This is a genomic window from Streptomyces reniochalinae, assembly GCF_003323735.1.
Taxonomy (GTDB): domain Bacteria; phylum Actinomycetota; class Actinomycetes; order Streptomycetales; family Streptomycetaceae; genus Streptomyces; species Streptomyces reniochalinae.
Map to the genome: position 1 here is coordinate 237,210 of NZ_QOIM01000041.1, position 22,952 is coordinate 260,161.

At 72.6% G+C, this 22,952-nt stretch carries 17 protein-coding genes, 1 pseudogene and 1 riboswitch; of the genes and pseudogenes, 12 read left to right on the top strand and 6 right to left on the bottom strand.

Annotated elements, in window-relative coordinates:
• Positions 1 to 145 precede the first annotated feature (145 nt).
• Positions 146 to 292: riboswitch (cobalamin riboswitch) on the bottom strand.
• Between the two features lie 105 nt (positions 293 to 397).
• Positions 398 to 1,192: a tyrosine-protein phosphatase gene (locus DQ392_RS24885; protein ID WP_114017930.1), complete on the bottom strand. Its 795-nt coding sequence runs from the start codon at positions 1,190 to 1,192 to the stop codon at positions 398 to 400.
• A 165-nt stretch (positions 1,193 to 1,357) separates the two neighbouring features.
• Between DQ392_RS24885 and DQ392_RS24890 the strand changes: the two genes are divergently transcribed.
• From DQ392_RS24890 to DQ392_RS24915, 6 genes and pseudogenes are all read left to right on the top strand, one after another.
• Positions 1,358 to 2,023: an alpha-ketoglutarate-dependent dioxygenase AlkB family protein gene (locus DQ392_RS24890; RefSeq protein WP_114017931.1), complete on the top strand. Its 666-nt coding sequence runs from the start codon at positions 1,358 to 1,360 to the stop codon at positions 2,021 to 2,023.
• Positions 2,024 to 2,469: 446 nt separating this feature from the next.
• Positions 2,470 to 4,482, top strand: coding sequence for a sensor histidine kinase (locus DQ392_RS24895; RefSeq protein WP_181856575.1), 2,013 nt, complete (start codon positions 2,470 to 2,472; stop codon positions 4,480 to 4,482).
• Positions 4,472 to 4,924, top strand: coding sequence for a roadblock/LC7 domain-containing protein (locus tag DQ392_RS24900; protein ID WP_114017933.1), 453 nt, complete (start codon positions 4,472 to 4,474; stop codon positions 4,922 to 4,924). Before DQ392_RS24895 ends, DQ392_RS24900 begins: the two co-directional genes overlap by 11 nt.
• 125 nt (positions 4,925 to 5,049) lie before the next feature.
• A pseudogene (locus DQ392_RS24905) lies at positions 5,050 to 5,458 on the top strand (DUF742 domain-containing protein).
• 69 nt (positions 5,459 to 5,527) lie between these two features.
• A complete protein-coding gene (lacZ, locus tag DQ392_RS24910; RefSeq protein ID WP_114017934.1) occupies positions 5,528 to 8,713 on the top strand; it encodes a beta-galactosidase, LacZ type in 3,186 nt (1,061 codons plus the stop codon).
• Between the two features lie 52 nt (positions 8,714 to 8,765).
• On the top strand, positions 8,766 to 9,701 hold the full coding sequence (locus tag DQ392_RS24915) for an alpha/beta hydrolase (RefSeq protein WP_114018034.1): 936 nt from the start codon (positions 8,766 to 8,768) through the stop codon (positions 9,699 to 9,701).
• Positions 9,702 to 9,715: 14 nt separating this feature from the next.
• Here the strand turns inward: DQ392_RS24915 and DQ392_RS24920 are convergent, their stop codons facing one another.
• Complete coding sequence (locus DQ392_RS24920; RefSeq protein ID WP_114017935.1) at positions 9,716 to 11,893, bottom strand: putative bifunctional diguanylate cyclase/phosphodiesterase; 2,178 nt, start codon at positions 11,891 to 11,893, stop codon at positions 9,716 to 9,718.
• The gene (locus DQ392_RS24925; RefSeq protein WP_114017936.1) at positions 11,890 to 12,711 is read right to left on the bottom strand and encodes an SAM-dependent methyltransferase; all 822 of its coding nucleotides are present in this window, start codon (positions 12,709 to 12,711) and stop codon (positions 11,890 to 11,892) included. Before DQ392_RS24925 ends, DQ392_RS24920 begins: the two co-directional genes overlap by 4 nt.
• A gap of 223 nt (positions 12,712 to 12,934) precedes the next feature.
• Here DQ392_RS24925 and DQ392_RS24930 point away from each other — a divergent pair, with 223 nt between their 5' ends.
• The 5 genes from DQ392_RS24930 (at position 12,935) to DQ392_RS24950 (ending at position 18,198) form a co-directional block, all read left to right on the top strand.
• Positions 12,935 to 14,530, top strand: a complete 1,596-nt coding sequence (locus DQ392_RS24930) for an ABC transporter substrate-binding protein (protein WP_114017937.1) — start codon at positions 12,935 to 12,937, stop codon at positions 14,528 to 14,530.
• Between the two features lie 23 nt (positions 14,531 to 14,553).
• Positions 14,554 to 15,561, top strand: coding sequence for an ABC transporter permease (locus tag DQ392_RS24935; protein WP_245981945.1), 1,008 nt, complete (start codon positions 14,554 to 14,556; stop codon positions 15,559 to 15,561).
• A gap of 2 nt (positions 15,562 to 15,563) precedes the next feature.
• Complete coding sequence (locus DQ392_RS24940) at positions 15,564 to 16,433, top strand: ABC transporter permease (protein ID WP_114018037.1); 870 nt, start codon at positions 15,564 to 15,566, stop codon at positions 16,431 to 16,433.
• 62 nt (positions 16,434 to 16,495) lie between these two features.
• Entirely contained in the window at positions 16,496 to 17,449 is a 954-nt protein-coding gene (locus DQ392_RS24945) for an ABC transporter ATP-binding protein (RefSeq protein WP_114018036.1), read from the top strand.
• Positions 17,446 to 18,198, top strand: a complete 753-nt coding sequence (locus tag DQ392_RS24950; RefSeq protein WP_114017938.1) for an ABC transporter ATP-binding protein — start codon at positions 17,446 to 17,448, stop codon at positions 18,196 to 18,198. Before DQ392_RS24945 ends, DQ392_RS24950 begins: the two co-directional genes overlap by 4 nt.
• A 110-nt stretch (positions 18,199 to 18,308) precedes the next feature.
• Here the strand turns inward: DQ392_RS24950 and DQ392_RS24955 are convergent, their stop codons facing one another.
• Positions 18,309 to 19,019: a TetR/AcrR family transcriptional regulator gene (locus DQ392_RS24955; RefSeq protein ID WP_114017939.1), complete on the bottom strand. Its 711-nt coding sequence runs from the start codon at positions 19,017 to 19,019 to the stop codon at positions 18,309 to 18,311.
• 104 nt (positions 19,020 to 19,123) lie between these two features.
• Here DQ392_RS24955 and DQ392_RS24960 point away from each other — a divergent pair, with 104 nt between their 5' ends.
• Entirely contained in the window at positions 19,124 to 20,680 is a 1,557-nt protein-coding gene (locus DQ392_RS24960; protein WP_114017940.1) for a carboxylesterase/lipase family protein, read from the top strand.
• Positions 20,681 to 20,780: 100 nt separating this feature from the next.
• Here DQ392_RS24960 and DQ392_RS24965 read toward each other — a convergent pair whose 3' ends face one another.
• Together DQ392_RS24965 and DQ392_RS24970 are read right to left on the bottom strand one after the other, a co-directional pair.
• A complete protein-coding gene (locus DQ392_RS24965; RefSeq protein WP_114017941.1) occupies positions 20,781 to 22,097 on the bottom strand; it encodes a transglycosylase family protein in 1,317 nt (438 codons plus the stop codon).
• Between the two features lie 63 nt (positions 22,098 to 22,160).
• Positions 22,161 to 22,931, bottom strand: coding sequence for a DUF6227 family protein (locus tag DQ392_RS24970; protein WP_114017942.1), 771 nt, complete (start codon positions 22,929 to 22,931; stop codon positions 22,161 to 22,163).
• Positions 22,932 to 22,952 lie beyond the last annotated feature (21 nt).

Genomic DNA, 22,952 nt, shown 5'->3' on the forward strand with positions numbered 1-22,952 from the left:
ACCCGCACACCAGCGGATCCCCTGTGATAGCCGCCCAAGATCAAGTGCTTAGCGCTAACGGCTGTACCGATGTTCCCCAAGGCCGTCTCCGACCCGCCCTCGAGGTCTCGGGAGAACCGCACGCGGGTGCGTGCGGGCAGCGGGCAGGTCTCCGGACTCGCGGGCACGCCTGCCGGACTCCCGGCGGGCACCTACCGGCCGTCGCTTCCCGGACCGTTCCATCCAGTGCGTATGACGGCTCTGGTTCCCACTCACCGCTGCGGGGCAGTCCCGGATTCCCACCGGGTTCCCTCTCGCGACGCCTTCCGCCTGGCGGGCGGGGCGAACCAGCTGCGCCGGCCGGCCAAGCGGCTCGGCGCGCGGGTGTCTGCGGGGCCCTGGGGGCCGACGCCGGGGCTCAGGACTCCAGCATCCTGGACCTGAGGCGGGTGCGGGTCCGGTCGGTGAGACCGAGCCCCTTGGCCAGGTAGGTCTCCACGTCGCCCCAGGTCTCGTCGATGGTGGTGAAGGCCGCGTGCAGGTACGCGGCGCGGGCGTCGAACAGGGGCGCCAGCAGCGCCAGCACCTCCGCCGACATCCCGGCCTTCGACTTGGCGCTGCGGTGCACCTTGTACCGCCGGTGCGGGTCGTTGGACAGCAGGTAGTCGGCCTCGATCGCGCCGCGGTCGACGCCGAGTGCCAGCAGCGTGATCGCCACCGACAGCCCCGCGCGGTCCTTGCCCGCGGCGCAGTGCATCAGCGCGGGCACGCTGTCCTCGGCGAGCGCGTGCAGGATCCGGCTGTGCTCGGCCGTCCGGGAGGTGATCATGGTGCGGTACGAGGTCGTCATCCGCTCGGCGCCCAGCCCGTCGCCGAGGATGGTCTGGAGCTGGTCGAGTTCGCCGTCGCGCACCATCTTCCAGAACTCCGCGCCGTCGGCGGGGTCGGAGAGCGGAATGTTGACGTTGCGCACACCCGGCAGCGCCACGTCGGGGCCGTCGAGCTTGCGGTCGGCGTCGTTGCGGAAGTCGAAGACCGTGTGCAGGGCCAGACCGCCGAGGAAGGCGGCGTCCTCCGGCGTCGCGTGGGCCAGATGTCCGCTGCGGAAGAGCACCCCGCGCCGTACCCGCCGCCCGTCCACCGTGGGCAGCCCTCCGACGTCCCGGAAGTTCCGTACTCCGGCCAGCACCTTCTCGGCGGACTCCTGCGTCACGAGTGCGCTCCCTAGCGTGTAAGACGACCGTCCGTTCGACCATACGACATGGATGCCTGAGGCGATCAGTTCCGGCGGGCGTGACCCCCGCGACAGGCCGGCCGGCGGGCTCTCGCGCCGGCGCCCCGTACGCGCGCACCGCGGGTGTCCCCGTACGCTCGCACCGTGAGTGAGGAGCTGTTTCCGCGTCCACCTGCCCAGGTGGCGCCGGGCGCCGTGCACCTGCCGGGGTGGCTGGACGCAGGGGCACAGGAAGAGCTGCTGGCGGCCTGCCGGCGCTGGGCACTGCCGCCCGCCGGGCTGCGGACGGTGCGCATGCCCGGCGGCGGCGAGATGTCGGTGCGCCAGCTGAGCCTGGGGAGGCACTGGTACCCCTACGGTTACGCGGACACCGTCGTGGACGGCGGCGGTGAGCGGGTGAAGACCTTCCCCGCGTGGCTGGGGGAGTGGGCGCAGCGCGCGGTGGACGACGCGGCCGCGGCGGCCGGCGACGGCCCTTTCGGAGCGGGAGCACGCGCCGCCGCGTACGACATCGCGCTCGTCAACTTCTACGGTGCTGACGCGAGGATGGGCATGCACCGGGACAGCGACGAGCGCTCCGACGCGCCCGTCGTCTCCTTCAGCCTCGGCGACGCCTGCGTCTTCCGCTTCGGGAACGCTGAGGGGCGGGGCCGGCCGTGGCGGGACGTACGGCTGCACAGCGGAGACGCCTTCGTCTTCGGCGGGCCCGCGCGCCTGGCCTACCACGGGGTGCCCCGCACCGAACCCGGCTCGGCGCCGCCCGCGTTGGGGCTGCGCGGACGAGTCAACGTCACCGTGCGGGCCTACTGAGGCCACGGTCGTGCGGGCCTGCCGAGGCCGCCGTCGTGCGGGCCTGCCGAGTCACGGTGCGGGTCCCGCCGCCGGTCGTGCCCGGCCCTGAGGGTGAGGCACTGCGCGGCCCTGTCAAGCGAAAGCCGGGTGGGTTCACTCTTTGGGAGGTGGCGGACCCTGGCGAATACCCCGTTCGTGTCAGCCGGGGCCGTGGGTGCGGGCTAGCGTGACCATGGCGTCGTCACCTCCCTCACACCGTCTTGACACCTCAACTTCCCGAGGACCCCATGGTCGAACCTCCGAGCAACGCGGTGCAGGCATCCGCAGGAATAGGAACCTCCACTTCCGCTTCTCTGGTCGCCTCACCCTCCGCGTCCGCGTCCGCCTCCGGAAACAGCGGCAGGCACGGCGCCGCGCGCCGCCGCCACGGCAAGCCCCGTGCCCGAGAGAACACACGAGAGAACGTGGGAGACGCCGCCGTACGCCGGCGGCTGGTACGACTCGCCGTCCTGCCCGCCGGACTCGTCGCCCTCACCGGCGCCGCCGTCGTCGTCTGCGTCCTGCGCGGCCGCGGCTCCGCGCCCCTCGGCGCCCCGGTCTGGGGAGTGCTGGCCGCCGGGGCACTCATCTGCTGCGTCGTGCCGGGCGCCGCCGCCTACCTCGCCGCGGCCGAGGCGCGGGGAACCGCCGAGCGCTGCGCCGCGCTGCGCCGAGCCACCGCCCGCGGCCAGGCCGAACTCAAGTCCATGCTCTGGGCGTTGCGGCACGGCGAACGCCCCGTGCCCCGCACCCGCGCCCCGCAGGGCGAGCCGGTCGGCGACGGACTCGACCTGCTCGTCCACCAGGCCGCGCTCGCCCAGTGCGGCGCCGAGGCCGCCGTCGCGGAGGCGGTCGCCCTCATGGGCAGGGCGCGCGGGGAAGGCGAGGAGAAGATGGAGGTGTTCGTCAACCTCGCCCGCAGGCTCCAGTCCCTCGTCCACCGCGAGATCCGGTTCATCGACGACCTCGAACACGAGGTGGAGGACCCCGACCTGCTGAAGGGCGTCTTCCACGTCGACCACCTCGCCACCCGCATCCGGCGCCACTCCGAGAACCTGGCCGTCCTCGGCGGCGCCGTCGCCCACCGCCAGTGGACCCGTCCCGTCTCCCTCTCCGAGGTGCTGCGCTCCTCCGTCGCGGAGGTGGAGCATTACACAAGGGTGCAGTTGGTCCCACCGATCGAGGGCGCCGTGCGCGGGCACGCCGTCGCGGACGTCGTCCACCTGCTGGCCGAACTCATCGAGAACGCCACCGTGTTCTCCGCACCGGAGACCCGTGTCCTCGTCCGCACGGAACCGGTGACCGCGGGGCTCGCCGTCGAGGTCGAGGACCGGGGGCTCGGCATGAACCCCGAGGAGCAGGACCAGCTCAACGCCGTGCTCGCCGACCCGGAAGGTATCGACGTACCGGCACTGGTGCGCGACGGCCGCATCGGGCTGTACGTCGTGGCGGCCCTCGCCCACCGCCACGGCGTCGTCGTCCAGCTCCAGAACAACATCTACGGCGGGGTGCAGGGCGTGGCCGTTCTGCCCCGGAGCCTGCTGGGCGAGCCGGCAGGACACGGCAAGGCGGCGCTGCCGAACGGCGGACGGTCCGGCGGCGCCGGCGCCGGACCGGCCGCCCCGCCGGGCGGCGCGGCCGCGGCCACCGGTTTTGCGGAAGTCGGCTCCGAGCCGAGGAGCGGCGCTCACCACCCTGCGCTCCCCCCTGAGCAGACCCGCACCGTGGGGGAGGAGCGGGCGGCGGGCGACGCCGACGCGAGCGCGGTCTCTCCGGCGGATCCCCGGCCACGCGCACGGGCGCGGGGCGGGCAGCGCGGTCCCGCCACCCCGGCTCCGCTGGGCGCGTCGGGGCAGACGGAGTCCACGGGCAGCCCCGAGGGCGGGGCACGCGATCGCGACCGGCGTGCGCCCGGCCCTCCGGGACCTGCCGCGAGGGCGCGGAGGGCCGAGGGCCGCGGCCGCCACGTACCGGGCACCTCCTCCGGGCCAGGACAGGCCGCGGCCTCGACGCGGGGACAGGGGCAGGAGCAGCAGCGGCAGGGACAGGCGGCACCCACGGCATGGGGGCAGGACGTCGCTCCGGCGCAGGGGCGGGACGCGGGTGCGGCACAAGGACGGGAAGCCGCTCCGGCGCAGGGACCGAAAGCCGCTCCGGCGGGGGGACGGGGCGCAGCCTCGCCGCAGGGGCGGGGCGCGGTGGGGGGCGAACCGCTGGTCGACCGGCCTCCGTTGCCCCGGCGGCGCCGGCAGACGCATCTGGCACCGGAGCTGCGCGAACCTCTGCCGCCGGTCGGGAGCGCGCGCGACGAGGGCGGGCACGATCCGGGTCTCATGGCTGCTTTCCGCCGGGGCAGCACCCTCGCGCACGGCATCGACCATCCGGTCGGCGGCCCCCCGCCGCCCCACCCAGGAGAAGAGCGCGACCATGGCGAGTGAAACCCGGGCTTCCCATGCCTCCCAGGGCTCCGGCACCACCCCCGGGGCCCAGAACACCGACCTGTCCTGGCTGTTGGCCGGGCTGGTGCAGCGGGTGCCGCACGCGAGCAGCGCGCTGCTGCTGTCGGCCGACGGGCTGGTGAAGGCGGCGCACGGTCTGGAGCCCGACACGGCCGATCACATGGCGGCGCTCTCCTCGGGGCTGTACTCGCTCTCCCGCAGTCTGGGGGTGCGCATGGCGGGCGGGGACGGGGTGCGGCAGGTGGTGGCCGAACTCGACCGGTCGTTGCTCTGTGTGACGCGGGCAGGGCAGGGGGCCTGCCTGGCGGTGCTGGCACGGCGGGAGGCGGACGCGGCGGTGCTGGGGTACGAGATGGCGATGCTCGTGAAACGGGTGCGCTCCTTGCTCTCGACCCCGGCGCGGCAGCCAGGGCCCGCGTGAGCGGACCTCGTGCGCACCCTGTCCCCACCCCCGCCGCCGCGTCCTCCCGCGCGGCCGCTCAACCCGTTGCCGACACCGCCACCTCCCGGGGCGCCGCTGTCGGACGGGGAAACGCCGACGTCCGGGTGTCGCCGCTGGGCAGCGAGGCACCGTCGTCGGGGGGTAGCGCTCCGCAGTTCGACGAGGCGGCGGGGCGGCCGTACACGGCGAGCAGCGGACTTACCAGGCCGGTCTCCGGGTTCGAGCTGACCACGCTCGTGCGGGCGACGGGGGTCAGGCCGCTGCGGTACTGCGGTCCGGAGCACCGGCGGCTGCTCCGGCTGTGCGCGGGCGGCCCGCTCGGTGGCCGAGCTCGCCGCGCAGCTGCGGTTGGCCGTGGTGGTGACGAAGGCCGTGCTCGGCGATCTGCTGGACAGCGGTGCCGTCGCCGTGCGTGCTCCGGCGCGGATGAGCGCCGGTCACGAGCCGCTGGAACGTGAGGTGTTGGAGGCGGTATCGGAGGGGCTTCGCCGGCGACTCCGAACGGGAACGTGACAGGGGCATGGTGAGAGAAGTTGTGCGGAACCGTTGTTATTGCTTTGTCTCTGTGGTGTCTTGTGGGTTATGGAAGCGAAGCCCTGGGCACGACGGAGTTTTCTGGCGGCAAGTGGCGGCGTTCTCGCGGGTTATGCCGCCTTCTCGGAACAGAAGGCGGCCTTCGCGGCCGGACGGAGACCGGCGGCGGCCCGCGCCAAGAGGGAGTGGGACGCCGACCCCACCACTTTCGAGATCAACCGGGAACCGGCGCGCGCGGTCCTGGTCCCCTACGAGGACACCAAGTCCGCGCTGCGCGGCGCGCTGGAGCATTCGCCGTTCCTGAGCTCCCTGAACGGTGACTGGCGCTTTCGCTGGTCCGAGAACCCCGACAAGCGGCCCGAGGGGTTCCACCGCGCCGACTACGACGACGGCGACTGGGACACCCTGCCCGTCCCCTCCAACTGGGAGCTGCACGGCTACCGCGAACCCATCTACCTCAACGTCCGCTACCCCTGGAGCGGTTACGAGGAGCCCGAGCCGCCCGCCGTCCCCAAGGACTTCAACCCGGTCGGCTCCTACCGGCGCACCTTCACCGTGCCGCGCGGCTGGGACGGCAGGCGCACCCTCCTCTCCTTCCAAGGGGTCAAGTCCGCCTTCTTCGTGTGGGTGAACGGCCGGCAGGTGGGCTACAGCGAGGACAGCTACACCCCGGCCGAGTTCGACGTCAGCGAGTATCTGCGGCGCGGCGAGAACACCCTGGCCGTCGAGGTCTACCGCTGGTCGGACGGCAGTTGGCTGGAGGACCAGGACATGATCGACCTGTCCGGGATCTTCCGCGACGTCTACCTGTACTCGGTACCGCGCGTGCACCTGCACGACGTGGAGGTCCGCACCGCGCTCGACGACGCGCTCACCAGCGCGGAGCTGACCGTGCGCACCCGCGTGCGGGACACCACCGGCGGCACGGTCGGCACCCGCACCGTCACCGGCGTCCTCTACGACGCGGACGGGCGCCGGGTGGAGACAGGGCGGCTCAGCGGCACCGTACGCCCGCCAGCCGGCGGTATCGCGGACGTCGACCTGATAGGAACGGTGCGCCGCCCGAAGCTGTGGTCCGCCGAGAGTCCTGCCCTCTACACCCTCGTGCTGACGGTCGAGGGGCCCGGTGGCGCCAGGAGCGAGATCCAGCGGGTGCGGTTCGGGTTCCGCAAGCTGGCCTTCGGCCCCGGCAAGCTGGAGATCAACGGCAAGCCGCTCGTCTTCGCGGGCACCAACCGGCACGAGTCCGACCCGGACCACGGGCAGGCCGTGCCGGAGAAGACGATGGTGCGCGACATCGAACTGATGAAGCGGAACAACATCAACGCCGTCCGCACCTCGCACTACCCCAACGCGACCCGCTGGCTGGAGCTGTGCGACGAACACGGCCTCTACGTCATCGACGAGGCGAACCTGGAGACCCACGGCGTCCGCGACACCGTCCCAGGGTCCCTCCCGGAGTGGACCGAGGCCTGTGTGGGCCGGGCGCGCAGCATGGTCGAGCGCGACAAGAACCACGCCTGCGTGGTGATGTGGTCGCTGGGCAACGAGGCGGGCGACGGCGACAACTTCGCGAAGATGGCCGACTGGATCCACCAGCGCGACGCGAGCCGCCCGGTGCACTACGAGGGCATGAGCTCCGTGGCGGACGTCGAGAGCCGGATGTACGCGCCGCCCTCCGAGGTCGAGAAGTACGGCGAGTCGGGCAACTCCAAGCCGTTCCTGCTGTGCGAGTACGCGCACTCGATGGGCAACAGCACCGGCAACCTCAAGGAGTACTGGGACCTCTTCGAGAAGTACCCCAACCTGCACGGCGGCTTCATCTGGGACTGGGTCGACCAGGCGATCCGCAAGCCCGTTCCCGGCGACGCGTCCCGCACCTACCTCTCCTACGGCGGTGACTGGGTGAAGGACTATCCCACCGACGGCAACTTCTGCTGCAACGGGGTCATCGGCTCCGACCGCCAGGCGGAGCCGGAGCTGGCCGAGGTCAAACACGTCTACCAGCGCATCGCGTTCCGCGGCGAGAAGGCCGCAGAGGGCGAGGTCGAGGTCGTCAACAAGCAGCTGTTCCTCGGGCTCGACGCCTACGAGCTGCGCTGGGAGGTCACCCGCGACGGCGAGCGGCAGCAGCACGGCACGGCGAAGCCGCCCGCCGCAGGTCCCGGCGAGACGGGCACCGTGCGCCTCCCGCTCAGCCGCCCGGGCAAGCCCGCGCCGGGCGCCGAGTACTGGCTCAACCTCTCGCTCGTGCTGCGTCACGGCACCTCCTGGGCCAAGGCCGGGCACGAGGTGGCCACCGGGCAGCTCCAGCTGGAGGACTGGCAGACCCCGGCGCCGCGGGAACCCGGCGACGAGAAGCTGCCTCCCGTCGAGTACGAGGAGAGCGGCGAGCAGGTCACCGTCACCGGGCGGGACTTCACCCTCACGCTGGACAAAACCCACGGCACCCTCTCCGACTTCCGGCACAAGGGCGCAGCCGTGCTCGCGGCGGGCCCCGTGCCCAACTTCTGGCGCGGCCCCACCGACAACGACATCGGCCGCGGCTTCCACGAGACCGCGGCGACCTGGAAGGAGGCGGGCGCCAAGCGGACCACCGACGAGGTGAAGGTGGCCAGGAAGAACCGCGGCGTCGTCACGATCGAGGTCCGCAGCACCCTGCCGACCTCGCCGACGGCCTCGGCGTTCACCACCGTCTTCACCGTGCGCGGGGACGGCGAGGTCCGCGTCGTCCACACGCTGGAGCCCGGCAAGGGCCTGCCCGACCTGCCGATGGTCGGCGCGCTGCTCACCCTGCCAGCGCCCCTGTCCGCCTTCACCTGGTACGGGCGCGGGCCCCAGGAGAACTACTGGGACCGCCGCGCGGGCGCCGCCGTGGGCCGCTACCGCTCGAGTGTCGAAGAGCAGTTCACGCCGTACGTGCGGCCGCAGCAGTGCGGCAACGTCACCGACGTGCGGTGGGGCGAGCTGACCGGCAAGGACGGCACCGGGCTGCGGGTGAGCACGGAGCCCGGCGACCACCTGGAGCTGAGCGCGCTGCGGTACACCCCCGCCGATCTCGACGGGCCGAAGCACCCGTACGAGCTGACGCCGCGCGACGAGACGGTGCTCGGCGTCAACCACCGCCAGATGGGGCTCGGCGGCAACGACTCCTGGGGCGCGGCGCCACTGGAGCAGTACCTCCTTCACGCGGACCGCACCTACCGCTACGGTTACCGCCTGCGCGCGGTGTGACGGCCGGCGCCCAGGTGGCAGGTGAGCACAGGTGAGCGGGAAGGGGCTGGATGTGACGGACCGGCGGGACGACTTCACGACCGTGGCGGACGGGACGCGGGTGGCGACCTACACCTGGCTCCCCGAGGGGGACGTACGCGCCCTCGTGCAGCTCGCACACGGCGCCGCCGAACACGCCCGGCGCTACGACCGCTTCGCCAGCTTCCTGACCCGGAACGGGTACGCCGTCGTCGCCTCCGACAACCGCGGGCACGGAGCGACGGCGCAGTTCACCGGCGGCTTGGGCGCCGTCGGCGCGGAAGGCTGGCGCGCCACGGTCACCGACCTCAAGGAGGTCGGTGACCGGGTGCGTGCCCACCTGCCCTCCGACGCGCCCCGCTTCCTCCTCGGGCACAGCCTGGGCTCCCAGCTCGCCCGCGACTACGCCCAGGAGTACGGCGAGGAGCTGTCGGGGCTCGTGCTCTCCGGCACCTTCCGCTCCCTGCCGGGGACCGAGACCGAGAGCGCCATCCAGCGGCTGGAACGGGAGATCGCCGAGCGCGGCAGGAACGCGCCCTCGGACTTCACCGGCGAGCTGTTCGCCTCGTTCAACGACGCGTTCACCCACCGCACGGGGTACGAATGGCTCTCCCGCGACGAGGCGGAGGTGGACACCTACGCCGAGGACGAGCGCTGCGGGTTCTCCTTCAGCGCGGGCCTGTCCCTGGACTGGGTGTGTGCCAACCGCAAGATCAACGATCCGGAGCAGTTCGCCCGCATCCCCCGCTCACTCCCCGTCCACATCGCCGTGGGCGAGCTGGACCCCTGCAACCAGCGCATGACGCTCGTCTACGAACTGCTGGACGACTTCCGCTACCTGGGCTCGCACGACCTGAGCTGGCGCGCGTACGAGGGCGCCCGGCACGAGATCCTCAACGAGACCAACAGGGACGAGGTCCAGGCGGACCTGCTGGAGTGGTTCGAGAGCCACTTGGACGTCGGTCCGTAACCCCGCGCGGGGCGCTATCCCGCTCGCGCCCAGTCCCTGGCGAACTCGCCGGGCGGAGCCGGACGCGCGTAGTACCAGCCCTGCGCCGTGTCGCAGCCCAGCTGCCGCAGCTGGTCGGCCTGGCTCTCGGTCTCCACACCCTCCACCGTCACGGCCAGGCCGAGCGCGTGCGCGAGCGAGACGATGCCCTCGACGAAGGTCAGATCCACCGGGTCGGCCGGGTGGCGCTGAAGCCCCTGGGTGAAGGAACGATCCAGCTTGAGCGTCGTCGCCGGGAGCCTGCGCAGGTTGGCCAGGTTGGAGTAGCCGGTACCGAAGTCGTCCAGCGCGATGTCCACCCCCAACTCGGCCAGCTGCCACAGCGGCTTGAGCTCGTCCTCGTCGGCGCTGATCAGCGCCGACTCCGTGACCTCCAGACACAGCGACGAGGGCGCCACCCCCGCGGACTCCAGCACCGCGATGGTGTCCGGCACCAGGTCGGGGTGGTGCAGCTGCCTGGGGGAGAGGTTGACGTTGACGCGCAGTGGCTGCCCGCCGGCCCACGTGCAGGCGTGGGAGACGGCCTGTTCCAGCACCCAGCGGCCCAACGGGACGATCAGCCCGGTGTGTTCGGCCAGCGGGATGAAGCGGTCCGGGCCGAGGCGGCCGTGCACGGGGTGTTTCCAGCGGACCAGCGCCTCGGCGCCGTCCACCTGCCCGTCGCTCATCCGGATCAGCGGCTGGTACTCCAGGAAGAACTCGTCGCGCTCCAGCGCCCCCGGCAGGTGGTTGGTGAGGCTGTGCCGGTCGATGGCGCGGGCGTCGGAGTCCGGGTCGGCCAGCGCGTAGCGGTTGCCCCCGGCGTCCTTGGCCCGGTACATCGTGATGTCGGCGCTGCGCAGCACCTCCGCGGGCTCCAGCCGGCCCGAGGCGCCCTCCACGATGCCGATGCTGGCGCGTACGGACAGCTCACGTCCCTCGACGCTGATCGGTGTGGCCAGCGCCGCCAGCAGGGAGCGCGCCAGGCAGGTGACCTCCTCGGTGTCGCGCGGGTCGGACATCAGCACCGCGAACTCGTCCCCGCCGATCCGGGCCACCAGGTGGGCAGGCGCGGTGGTGCAGGATTGCAGGCGCTCGGCCACCGCGATCAGCAGCTGGTCGCCCACCGCGTGTCCGAGGCTGTCGTTGACGGCCTTGAAGCCGTCGATGTCCAGATAGCAGAGCCCGAACCCGCGCACCCCGCCGCCGGTGCTGAGGACCCGTTCGAGGCGCTCGGCGAACAGGGTGCGGTTGGGCAGCCCCGTCAGCTCGTCGTGGGTGGCCTCGTAGCGCAGGCGCAGGTGCAGCAGGCGCCGCTCGGTGACGTCCTCCATCAGGGCGAGCTGGTAGCGCGGTTCGCCCTCGGCGTCCCGCAGCAGGGAGACGGTCAGGTTGGTCCACAGCATGGTGCCGTCGGGGCGCTGGTAGGGCTTCTCCACCCGGAAGTGGTCACGTCGCCCGCGGGCCAGCTCGCGGTGGAGCCGCCACACCTCGGGGGCGTCGTCGGGGTGGACCCAGTCGTTGAGGTTGCGGCGGCGCATCTCCTCCTCGGAGCGCCCGAACATCCGGGCCAGCGCGCCGTTGGCGTCCCGCAGCCTGCCGCTCATGTCCGCGATGCCGATGCCGATGGTGGCGTCCTTGAAGACGGCGCGGAAGCGGGTCTCGGAGGCGTGCAGGGCCTCTTCGACGGCGGTCTGGGCGGCCAGCGCGGCCCGCGAGAGCGCCTCCTGCTCGCCCAGGGTGCGCTCGCGGACGGCGAAGGCGAACCCCGCGGCGAGCGCGTGCTGGAGGCGGGCGCAGCGGGAGCGGATCTCGTCGACGCCGAGCGCGCCCGGGGCGCCGGCGGCGGGCGCGAGCCCGGCCGCGTACAGCACGAGGTAGGACTCGACCACGCCCAGGACGTGCGGCAGCGCGTCGGGGCTGGTGCAGTGGGCCTCGTCCACCAGCGCCCGGCCGACCTCGCGGCCTGCCGAGGGCGTGAACGGGTGGGCGTGCAGCGCCTCGCCGAGACGGACGGCGAGCGGGTGGAGGAATTCCTCCAACTCGGCCCGGCTGAGGGAGGTCTGGGTCGCCGGGTAGATCGTCCGGCTCCAGATCCGCGCGAACCTGCGCAGCCCGTCTTCCCCGTCGTTGCGGTCCTCGCGGTCCTCCCCGCGCTCGTTCTGCGAAGTCACGCGGCGCCTACCGCCTTGACGCCGATTCCGGCGAAGCCGCCACAGGCGCCGCTCTCCTCGTACTCCGGCGGTCCGTCGGGCCGCCACTGCGGCACCGGGACCAGGCCGGGCTCGACCATCTCGAACCCTTCGAAGAACAGCTGGATCTCGTCCTTCGTGCGGATCACCAGTGGGGCGTTCGCCGTGCTGTAGACCTCTTTGAGACCGACCCCGCCGTCGCGTCTCGGGCCCGCCTCGGGGGAGCCGTGGGAGAGCACGAGCAGGCTGCCGGGCGCGAGGTGGCGGGCCAGTTCGGTGAGGTACTTGCCCGGCTCGTCGCGGTCCTCGACGAAGTGCAGCAGCGCGACGAGCATCAGCGCCACCGGCTGCCGCAGGTCGAGCAGGTCCTCCACCTCGGGGGACTCCATGATGTCCTGCGGGGAGCGGAAGTCCGCCGAGACGATGCCCACCCGCCCCTCGCCCTGGAGCACGGCGCGGCTGTGCGCGACCGCGACCGGGTCGTTGTCGACGTAGACGACCCGCGCCGCACGCTCCAGCGCGTGCGCCACCTCGTGCACGTTGCCGAAGGTGGGGATGCCGGAGCCGATGTCGAGGAACTGGGTGACGCCCTCCTGGAGTGCGAAGCGGATGGCGCGGCGCATGAAGGCCCGGTTGTTCTGCATGATCTTCGGCAGCCCGGGCCACGCCTGGATCGCCCGGCGTGCCGCCTCCCTGTCGACCTCGAAGTTGTGCGAGCCGCCGAGGTAGTAGTCGTACATCCGCGACACGCTCGGCACTGTGAGGTCGATGCCGTGGGGGGCCCAGGCGGGACGTTCCATCGAGGGGTCTCCAGCTCGCTGCGTTCACCGGGGAGTTCCGGTCGGGCCCATGAGGCTAACGACCGGGGAGCGGCGCACGGAAGGAAACAGCGTTACTGGGGCTGGATCTTGCCCGGGTGTTGACAGTGCGGGCGGGAGGTATCGGGGCATAGCGCATTCCGGCATGATTTAATTGCGAGCTGTTTGCAAGAACCTCCGATTCCCAACAAGGAGTGTGCCACGGATGACTGCCCGGACGGTACGGACGGCCACCGCGATGGCGACCGCCGCCGTCGTACTCGCCTCAGCAGCGGCATGCTCAGCCCCTGAGGACGGGGGCGGTCCCGGCGGTGGCACGGACGGGCTCACGGTCGGCGTCGCCCAGGAACCCGAGACCCTCAGCCCGCTCCTCGGGTACGGCAAAGAGGGCAACTCGAAGATATTCGACGGCCTGCTGACCCACGACGCGCAGATGAACCTCAAGCCCGCTCTCGCCACCCACCTGCCCAAGGTGAGCGAGGACGGCAGGACCTACACCTACGACCTGCGCAAGGGCGTCACCTTCAGCGACGGGAAACCCTTCACCGCGAAGGACGTCGTCTACACCTACGAGACGATCCTCGACAAGAAGACCAACAACGCCTCCAAGAGCGAACTCGACGCCGTCGACAGCGTCCGCGCCGCGTCCGACCACACCGTCGTCTTCCGGCTGAAATACCCCTACGCCGCCTTCGCCGAGCGCACCGTGCTGCCCATCGCCTCGAAGGCCGTCGCCTCCAAGACAAACGTCAACACCGGCTCCTACAACACCGAGCCCGTCGGCACCGGACCCTACGTCCTCACCAGCTGGCGCAAGGGCGAGAAGCTCAGCTTCAAGGCCAACCCGCGCTACTGGGGCGGCAAGCCGAAGATCAAGCGTCTCACCGTCGCCGTCATCGAGGACGACGACGTGCGCGCCACCCGGCTGCGCTCCGGCGACCTGGACGGCGCCATCCTGCCGCCCAACCTCGCCAAGGCGTACGAGAAGGACGAGGCCAAGCGCACCTTCAGCGCCAAGACCGCCGACTACCGCGCCGTCACCCTGCCCAGCGACAACCCCGTCACCGGCGACAAGGCGATCCGCCGGGCACTCGACCTGGCCGTGGACCGCAAAGCCATGGTGAAGTCGGTCCTCAACGGTGCGGGCAAACCCGCCTACGGGCCCCTGCCCACCGACAGCCCCTGGTTCGCCGACGGCACCGAGCGGCCGCACGACCTGGACGAGGCGAAGAAGATCCTCGACGACGCGGGCTGGAAGCCCGGCAAGGACGGTGTCCGCCGCAAGGACGGTGAGCGCGCCGCCTTCACCCTCTGGTACTTCTCCGGCGACAAGCTGCGCCAGGACCACGCGCTGGCCTACGCCTCCGACGCCAAGAAGGCCGGCATCGACGTCCACGTCCAGGCCGGCAGCCGCGAGGTCATCCGGCCCAAGGTCGAGCACGACGCGATGCTGCTGGGCAACGGCTTCCCCGCCGACCCGGACTTCGACCTCTACCCGACGCTGCACTCCTCGCAGGCGGGCAATGGCTGGAACAACCTGGCCTACTACCACGACAAGACCGTCGACGAGCAGCTGGACGCCGCCCGCCGCAGCCGCGACCCCCAGGTGCGCAAGGCCGCCTACGCCAAGGCGCAGCGCGCCCTGGCCGGCAACCCCGGCTACACCTTCCTGACCACCATCGACCACGTCTACGTCATCGACGACAAGTGGCGCGGGCTGACCACGCAGGTCGAGCCGCACGACCACGGCATCGGCGCCGGACCCTGGTGGAACGTCCAGGACTGGCAGCCCAAGAAGTGACGGAAACGGACATACCCGCGGCCGTGCGGCCGCGCCCCGCCCGGCGCGCCCTGTGGGGCCCCGCGGCACGGCTGGTGGGACGGCGGCTGCTGGCCGCCGTCCCCGTACTGGCCGCCGTGACCTTCGGCGTCTTCGCCGTCGCCGCCGCCTCCCCCTTCGACCCCGTCCAGCAGTACGCGGGCTCCGCCGGGCTCAACGCCTCCCAGGAGACCCTGGAGCAGCTGCGCGCCAACCTGAACGTCGACGGCCCCTTCCCGCAGCGCTGGTGGGACTGGCTCACCAGCGCCGTGAGGGGCGACTTCGGCGACTCCACCTCCCTGCGCCAGCCCGTCGCACAGGTCATCACCGAACGGCTCGGCTGGTCGGTCCTGCTGTGCGCGGCCGGCTTCGCCTTCGCGGTGCTCGCCGGCACCGTGCTCGGACTCGCCGCGGCCCGCCGCAGGGGCGGCCTCCTCGACCGGACGGTCACCTCCCTGTCCTACACGCTGGAGGCGGCACCGCCGTTCTGGCTCGGGCTGCTGGGCATCTGGCTCTTCGCCCTCCAGCTCGACGTACTGCCCGCGGGCGGACTCACCGACAGCGGCAGCGACACCGTCACCGCCTCGGCGCTGCTGCGCCACCTCGCCCTGCCTGCGCTGGTGCTGGGCGTCTCGCAGGTGCCGTGGTTCCTGCTGTACGTCCGCCAGGGCGTCGGCGACGCGCTGGCGGAGGACGCCGTACGCGGCGCGCGCGCCCGCGGCCTGTCCGAGCGGACCGTGCTGCTGGGACACGCGCTGCGCTCCGGACTGCTGCCCGTACTCACCCTGATCGGGTCCCGCGTCCCCGAACTCATCACCGGCGCACTGCTGGTGGAGACCGTCTTCAGCTGGCCGGGCATCGCCTCGGCGACCGTCGAGGCCGCCACCGCGACCGACTTCCCGCTGCTCGCCGCCCTCACCACGCTGGCCACGGTCGCGGTACTGGCCGGAAATCTGCTCTCCGACCTGGGGTACGGACTCGCCGACCCCCGCGTGGCCATGGAGGAGATGTGAGCATCCCCGCGGCGCTCAGGCGCAGGACCCCGCGCGGTAAGCCCACGGCGGGGCGCGGCCTGCGGCTGCCCCTCTCGTCCTGTGCGGTGGCGGCCGTCCTGCTGGCCGTCGTGCTCGTGCCGCTGCTCGTCCCGCTGGACGAGCAGGCCGTCGACCTGACCGACAAGCTCCACGCGCCCTCCCTGGCCCACCCCTTCGGCACCGACGACGTGGGCCGCGACGTGCTGCTGCGCTGCGTCTACGGACTCCGCGTCTCCCTCCTCGTGGGAGTCGTCGCCGCGCTGACCGCCACCGTCATCGGCACCGCGGTCGGCGCCGCGGCCGGCGCGGTCGGCGGCCGCACCGACCGGATGGTGATGCGCGTCGTCGACGTCTTCTCCTCCGTCCCGCACCTGCTGCTGGGCATCTTCATCGTCGCCATGTTCCGCCCCGGAGTATGGCCGGTCGTCATCTCGGTCGGGCTCACGCACTGGCTGTCCACCGCGCGGATCGTGCGGGCCGAGGTGCTGTCCCTGCGCTCCCGCGACTTCGTCGACGCCGCCGTCTCGGGCGGCGCCTCCCGCTGGCGGGTCGGCGTACGGCACCTGCTGCCCGGCGTGCTGCCGCAGGCCGGGCTCGCCGCCGTGCTGATGGTGCCGCACGCCATCTGGCACGAATCGGCGCTCTCCTTCCTCGGGCTCGGCCTGCCCACCCACCGCGCCAGCCTCGGCAACATGATCCAGGACGCGCGGGGCACCCTGCTGGCCGGCGACTGGTGGCCCACCCTCTTCCCCGGCCTGTTCCTCATCGTCCCGACCCTCGCCATCGCCTCTCTTGCCGGGGTGTGGCGGGAGCGGATCAGCCCGCGGCGCCGATCGGAGCTGATGCTGTGAGCCAGGGCACCGGCGCACCCGAGCCCCTGCTGTCCGTCCGCGACCTGTCCGTACGCTTCCGGATGCGCGGCGGGCGCGAGATCGCCGCCGTCACCGACGTCAGCCTCGACGTGGCCCACGGGGAGTGCCTGGCGCTGGTGGGGGAGAGCGGCTGCGGCAAGTCGGTGCTCGCCTCCGCGCTGCTCGGGCTGCTCCCCGGCAACGCGCGGGTCGGCGGGTCGGCGCTGCTGTCCGGTCCAGGGCCGGGCGAGGCGACCGACCTCCTGGCCGCCGACGAGGCCACCTTGGCCCGCACCGTGCGCGGCCGGCGCGTCGGCCTCGTCCCGCAGAGCCCGGCGGCCCACCTGACGCCCGTACGCACGGTCCGCTCCCACCTGGCCGAGACGGTAAGGGAGCTGACCGGAGCGAAGGGCCAGGCGCTGGCCACCGCCACCGTGGCCGCCGCGCGGCGCGCCGCCTTCCCCGCCGACCACCTCGACCGCTACCCCCACCAGCTCTCCGGCGGACTCGCCCAGCGGGCCGCCACCGCGCTCGCGCTGGTGGGCGACGCGCCGCTGCTGCTCGCGGACGAGCCCACCACCGGGCTCGACCGCGACCTGGTCGAGCGCACCGTGGACGAGCTGCGCGGCCACGCCGACGCGGGGCGCGGACTGCTGATCATCACCCACGATCTGGCGGCGGCCGAGCGCATCGCCGACCGGGTGGCGGTCATGTACGCGGGCCGCGTGGTGGAACTCACCGAGGCGCGCGGCTTCTTCGGCGCGCCCGGACCCCGCCACCCCTACGCCCGCGGCCTGCTGGACGCGCTGCCAGAACGCGCGTTCCGCCCCATCCCCGGCATGCCGCCCGAACTGGGCGACCTGCCCGCGGGCTGCGCCTTCGCACCGCGCTGCGCCCGTGCGGACGCCGCGTGCTCGACCGTGCCCGCCCTGAGCGGCACGGCGGCCTGCCACCACCCGGTGACGGCGCCCGAGCCCGCCGGGTGCGGGATACGTTCCGAAGGGAGCCGGACATGACGCGGACCCCTCCCGCGCTGGAGCTGCGCGCGGTCACCGCCGGGTACGACCGCAGCGCACCCGTGGTCCGCGACACGTCCCTGACGGTGGATGAGGGCGAGGCCGTCGGGCTGCTGGGGCCCAGCGGCTGCGGCAAGTCCACCCTGGCCAAGGTCGCGGCGCTGCTGCACCGCCCCTACGGGGGCACCGTCCACCTCGGTGGCGTCCAGGCGCGCGGCTGGCGGCACCGGGCGCCCCGCGCCCAACGGACCGCCGTCGGCGTCGTCTTCCAGCAGCCCCGGCTGGCCGCCGACCCCCGGCTCACCCTCGCCGCGCTGATCGCCGAGCCGCTGCGCGCCACCGGGCGGAAGGCCGAGGCGCTCGCGCGCACCGGGGAGCTGGCCGGCTCCGTCGGCCTGGGCACCGACCTGCTGGGCCGCCGCCCGCACGAGGTCAGCGACGGTCAGCTGCAACGCGCCTGCCTCGCCAGGGCACTGGCTCTGCGCCCCCGGGTGCTCGTCTGCGACGAGATGACCGCGATGCTCGACGCCTCCACCACGGCAGCGCTGGTGACGGTCGTGGAGGAGTACCGCACCTCGACGGGCGCCGCGCTGCTGGCGGTGGGCCACGATCGCACGCTGCTGGAGCGGTGGTGCGACCGCACGGAGGAGATGCCCTGCACGGCCGCCGGGGGGCCGCCGCTCCGGTCCCGGGCCCCGGACCCGGTTTCCGTGCCCGGGTTCGGGCCCGAGGCCCCGTCCGATCATTGATCTTGTCGGTGGCCGAGTGGACGAGGTGCCCCGCCCGCACGGAGCGATCACCCATCGGCCCCGCCGCACCAGCGGGGCGCGGCCTACGGGCTCTCGCGGTGCGCGGTCGGTCACCGCTGTCGCCGCGCGATCTGTGCGGCGAGACCGTCGAGGATGCAGGCGAGTCCGAACTGGAGCGAGTCGGCGCCGACCGTGTGGTGTTCACCGCTGCTCAGGGCGGCCGTCAGGGTGGGGAAGCGGTCGCCGTGCCTGTCGAGGATGCCGCTCATGGTGGCGTTCCATTCGGCGTCGCCCCCTGAGTGGGCGAGTTCCTGGGCGACGTTGCGGACGTGGCCGTTGATGACCAGGAACGCGTCGTGTTTCTCCGGAACCGTCAGTGGTGTACCGGAGAGCGCGTCGAGTGCGGCCTCCAGCCAGGACAGCTCGTGCGGCCCCATGACGCGGTGTTCGGCGGTGGCGGCGCCCAGCAGCCAGGGGTGACGGCGGTAGCGTTCCAGGCCGGCTTGTGCCCAGGTCTCCAGCCGGGCGCGCCAGTCGGCGGACGCGTCGGGTGCCGGCGGTGATTCGAGGGCGATGTCGACCATCAGCTCGACGAGTGCGGCTTTGCCGCCGACGTAGCGGTACAGCGACATCGTGGTGTATTCGAAGCTCGCGGCGACGCGTTGCATGGAGACCGCGGCCAGCCCTTCGGTGTCGGCGATGTCGATGGCGGTGCGGGCGATGCGTGCGGCACTGAGGGTGGGCTTGGGGCCGCGGGTGGGCGTGATGGCCTCGCCCCACAGCAGGGCGACGGTGCGCTGGTTGTCTCCGGCTGCGGTCATGGGCTCGACTCTTCCAGGTGCGCGAGGGCGGGTTGACGCCGGGGAAGAACTGTGTAGTAGATATACTCTACTGTATGCGAGGTACACAGTTAGGGGGAGAGGGCATGAGACGGCTAAGGAGACTTCTGTGGGGCGGCGCCGCCGCGGCGGTGGCCGGCATCACCGTGCTGACGGTCGGGGGCTCGGCGGCCACCGGCACCCAGGCCCCGGAGACCGTCGAGACCGCCGAAGGCCCGGTGCGCGGAACCGTCACCGACGGCCACCGCAGCTTCCAGGGCATCCCGTACGCCGCGCCGCCCGTCGGCGAGAGGCGCTGGAGGCCGCCCCAGCCGGTGAAGACCTGGGAGGAGCCCCGCGACGCCACAAGGCCGCGCGCCTCCTGCCCGCAGCTCGAAGGTGACCAGGCCGGAGTCCCCAGCAAGGACGAGGACTGCCTGTACCTGAACGTCACCGCGCCGGCCGGCGCCGACAAGGAGAACCTGCCGGTGATCGTGTTCGTCCACGGCGGGGGCATCTACGGCGCCGGAAGCCAGTACGACCCTGCCCGGATGGCCGCACGCGGCGACGCCGTCGTCGTGACCGTCAACTACCGGCTGGGCGCCTTCGGCTTCCTCTCACACCCCGGCCTCGACGACGGGGGGACCGCCAACCTCGGCCTGGCCGACCAACAGGCGGCGCTGGCCTGGGCCAAGGACAACGCAGCGGCCTTCGGTGGCGACGCCGGCAACATCACGCTCATGGGCGAGTCCTCCGGAGGATTCAGCGCCTGCGCCAACCTCACCTCACCCGCGGCCAAGGGGCTCTTCGACAAGGCGATCCTGGAAAGCGCTCCCTGCGGCAACATGAAGGGCATCCCGCGCGCCCAGGCCGACAAGCAGGGGCAGAAGCTGGCCGCGAAGCTGGGTTGCGAAGGTCAGCACGTCGCGGCATGCCTCCGTGAGGTGCCGGTCTCCGACGTGCTGGAGGCATACGGGAGACAGCCCACCGCCGAACTGATCACCGATGACCCGCTGCTGCCGACCGCGCCGTCACAGGCCCTGGCCGACGGCGCCTTCCACCGCGTCCCGGTGCTGCACGGCGTCAACCGGGACGAACAGCGCCTGCTCATCGGCGGCGCCGAAGCCCTGGGGGGCGAGCCGATCACCAGGAAGCAGTACCCGGGACTGCTGAAGAAGAGCTTCAAGGAGAACGCCGCCGAGGTGGAGAAGGAGTACCCGCTCAGCGACTACGGCTCGCCGAGCGAGGCGCTGGCCGCGGCCCAGACCGACCACGAGTACGCCACGGGGCTGCTCGACACCTCCGCGGCGTTCAGCCGGCACGTGCCGACCTACACCTTCGAATTCGCCGACCCGAAGGCTCCGTGGTTCGCCGGCTACGACAAGCCCAGCTTCCCCACCGGTGCGTTCCACATGGCCGAACTCAACTACCTGTTCGCGGCGGAGGTGTTCGACGGCAAGGACGCCGCACAGCGCGGACTCGGCGACCAGATGATCGACTACTGGACCACCTTCGCCCGCGACGGTGAACCCACCGGAGGCGGCCTGCCGGGATGGCAGCCGTACAACGGCTCGTACGTCCAGGCGCTGGCACCGGGACACACCGGCCGCACCGACTTCGGTACCGCGCACAAGTACGCGTTCTGGAAGCACCTGGAGGGCTGACGCCCTCCGCGAGAACCGGGTGAGGGCCCCAGATCCCTCACCCGGTTCCCATGCCCGCAATGGGCGTGTCACCTGTCACCGACGGGCCGGGACAGCACACCTACAGCCGCACCCCGTGCTGCCGCAGGTACGCCAGCGGGTCGATGTCGCTGCCGTAGCCGGGGCCTGTGCGGACCTCGAAGTGCAGGTGCGGCCCCGTGGCGTTGCCCGTCGCGCCGGAGCGGCCGATGCGCGTCCCCGCGCCGACCGACTGACCCGCTCGTACGGAGATCGCCGACAGGTGCCCGTACTGGCTGTACCTGCCGTCGCTGTGGCGCAGCACCACCTGGTACCCGTAGGCGTCCTGCCACCCCGCCGAGACCACCGTGCCGCCCAGCACCGCCTTGACGGAGGTGCCGGTGGAGACGGGGAAGTCCACGCCGGTGTGGTGTCCGGACGACCAGCTGCCGCCCGGTGCGCGGTAGGCCGTGCTCGGGCCGACACCGGCCACCGGAGCGGTCGCCGAACCCCCGGAGGCGCGGGGCGCCTTCTTCTCCGGCGCCCTCCCTCGCGGGGCTTGCTGCTGCGGGACATCCTGCCGAGGGGCGCTCTTCTGCGGGGCCTTTTTCTGCGCTGCCTCCTTCTCGGGCGACTGCTTCTGGCGCGCCTTGTGCCCGGAGGCCGGCGGGTGCTCGGCGCGGTCGGGGCCGCTCTGCTTCCGCCCGGTCTTCTGCGGCGGACCCGTCGTCTCCAGGCGCTGTCCCGGCAGGATCAGGTCCGGGTCGCCTCCGATGGCGGAGCGGTTCCAGTCGTAGAGGCGGTGCCAGCCGCCCTCCACGCTGCGCGCTTCGGCGATACCGGAGAGCGTGTCGCCGCTGACCACCTCGTAGGTCGTCTGCTTCTTCAGCCGCTCGGCCCTGGCCCGGTCCGCCTTGTCCTTCGACGCCCGGGCCCGCCCGGCCTCCTGGCCCTGAGACGTCCGCGCCTTCACGCTCTTCGCCTCGTCGGAGCCGGGCTGCTCGGCCTGCGGGCGGGCACCGCCGCCCTGCGCCTCCGCGCCGCCCCGGGCGAGCCCGGCGCGCGGACCGCAGTGCGGCCACGCCCCCGGGCCCTGCCCCGCCAGCACCCTCTCGGCGATTGCGACCTGCTCGCTCGGCGAGGCCAGATCGGCTCGCGGTGCGTACGCGCGGCCGCCGTACGCCGCCCACGTGTCCGCGGTGAACTGGAGTCCGCCGTAGTGGCCGTTGCCGGTGTTGATGTCCCACTTGCCGCTGCTCTCGCAGGCGGCGACCTTCTCCCACACGTCCTGCGGCGCTGCGTACGCGAGCTGGGCGGCGACGAGGGGCAAGGCGATACCCGCGCCACCCGCCGTCACCGTTGCGGAGACGCGCGCGGCGGAGCGGGGCTGGGGTCGGCGGTGGCGCCCACGTGCGGACATCCGGTTCCTCCGGTGCTCGGCGGTCCGCGCGCCCGCGCGGCCGGTGGTGGGGTGACGCGGTGGCTACAGGTCCAGGCCCCGCCCGCGCCCGAGGCGGTGCGCGGCCTGGTCGGCGACGGACTCCTCCAGGTACACCTCGCACACCAGGCGCCCGCCGCCCGTCATGTTGTGCTCCAGCTCGTAGAGGCTGACCTCGTACCCGTCGGCCAGCAGGAAGGCGTGTTCGTAGACCGCGCACCACACCTGGCCCTCGCCGGGGTGCGCGTGCGGTTTGGGGACGTGGGTGATGTGGTGTCCGAGCGCGGTGGCCAGCAGCCGCAGCGTCTCCTCACCAGGACGGTCGGGGTTCTCGGCTCTGCGCAGCAGCCGCCGGGCGTGCTCGGCCGATCCGCGGCGGACGTAGTCCCGGGCGGGGAACCCCTCGGCGCCCGCCCCTGGGGGCGCCGGGTCCCAGGAGGCACGCGTGGCGCCGAACGAGGCGTCCGGTGTATGGGCCTCGCCCATCCTGCGGTGTACCCGGCGCTCGGAGCGCGCCAGGGCCTCCGCGTCGTCGTAGACCTCGTGCAGTTCGCCGACGCCCTGGGGGCCGTCGTAACACAGCTCCCACAGCAGCACGCTGTCCCCGTCGGCCAGCAGGAAGACGTGGCGGAAACTGCTGCACCGCAGCGCGGGAGCCGGGGAGTTGCGATGCCGCCAGCCGTGGAGCTCGACCTGGAACATCACCGCGTCGCGCAGCCGGTGGAGGACCGCGTCGGCGACGTCGAAGGGGTTCTGGGCGCGGGCCAGCAGCTCTTGAAGGTGGTGAGCAGGCGTCAGGTGAGCTTCTTCGCTCATCGCGGACCCTCCCGGCGTGCA

Coding starts and splice junctions, on each gene's coding strand:
- DQ392_RS24900 (WP_114017933.1), top strand. CDS start 4,472: ATGGCGAGTGAAACCCGGGCTTCCCATGCCTCCCAGGGCTCCGGCACC.
- lacZ (WP_114017934.1), top strand. CDS start 5,528: ATGGAAGCGAAGCCCTGGGCACGACGGAGTTTTCTGGCGGCAAGTGGC.
- DQ392_RS24925 (WP_114017936.1), bottom strand. CDS start 12,711: ATGGAACGTCCCGCCTGGGCCCCCCACGGCATCGACCTCACAGTGCCG.
- DQ392_RS24930 (WP_114017937.1), top strand. CDS start 12,935: ATGACTGCCCGGACGGTACGGACGGCCACCGCGATGGCGACCGCCGCC.
- DQ392_RS24945 (WP_114018036.1), top strand. CDS start 16,496: ATGCGCGGCGGGCGCGAGATCGCCGCCGTCACCGACGTCAGCCTCGAC.
- DQ392_RS24950 (WP_114017938.1), top strand. CDS start 17,446: ATGACGCGGACCCCTCCCGCGCTGGAGCTGCGCGCGGTCACCGCCGGG.
- DQ392_RS24955 (WP_114017939.1), bottom strand. CDS start 19,019: ATGACCGCAGCCGGAGACAACCAGCGCACCGTCGCCCTGCTGTGGGGC.
- DQ392_RS24960 (WP_114017940.1), top strand. CDS start 19,124: ATGAGACGGCTAAGGAGACTTCTGTGGGGCGGCGCCGCCGCGGCGGTG.
- DQ392_RS24965 (WP_114017941.1), bottom strand. CDS start 22,097: ATGTCCGCACGTGGGCGCCACCGCCGACCCCAGCCCCGCTCCGCCGCG.
- DQ392_RS24970 (WP_114017942.1), bottom strand. CDS start 22,931: ATGAGCGAAGAAGCTCACCTGACGCCTGCTCACCACCTTCAAGAGCTG.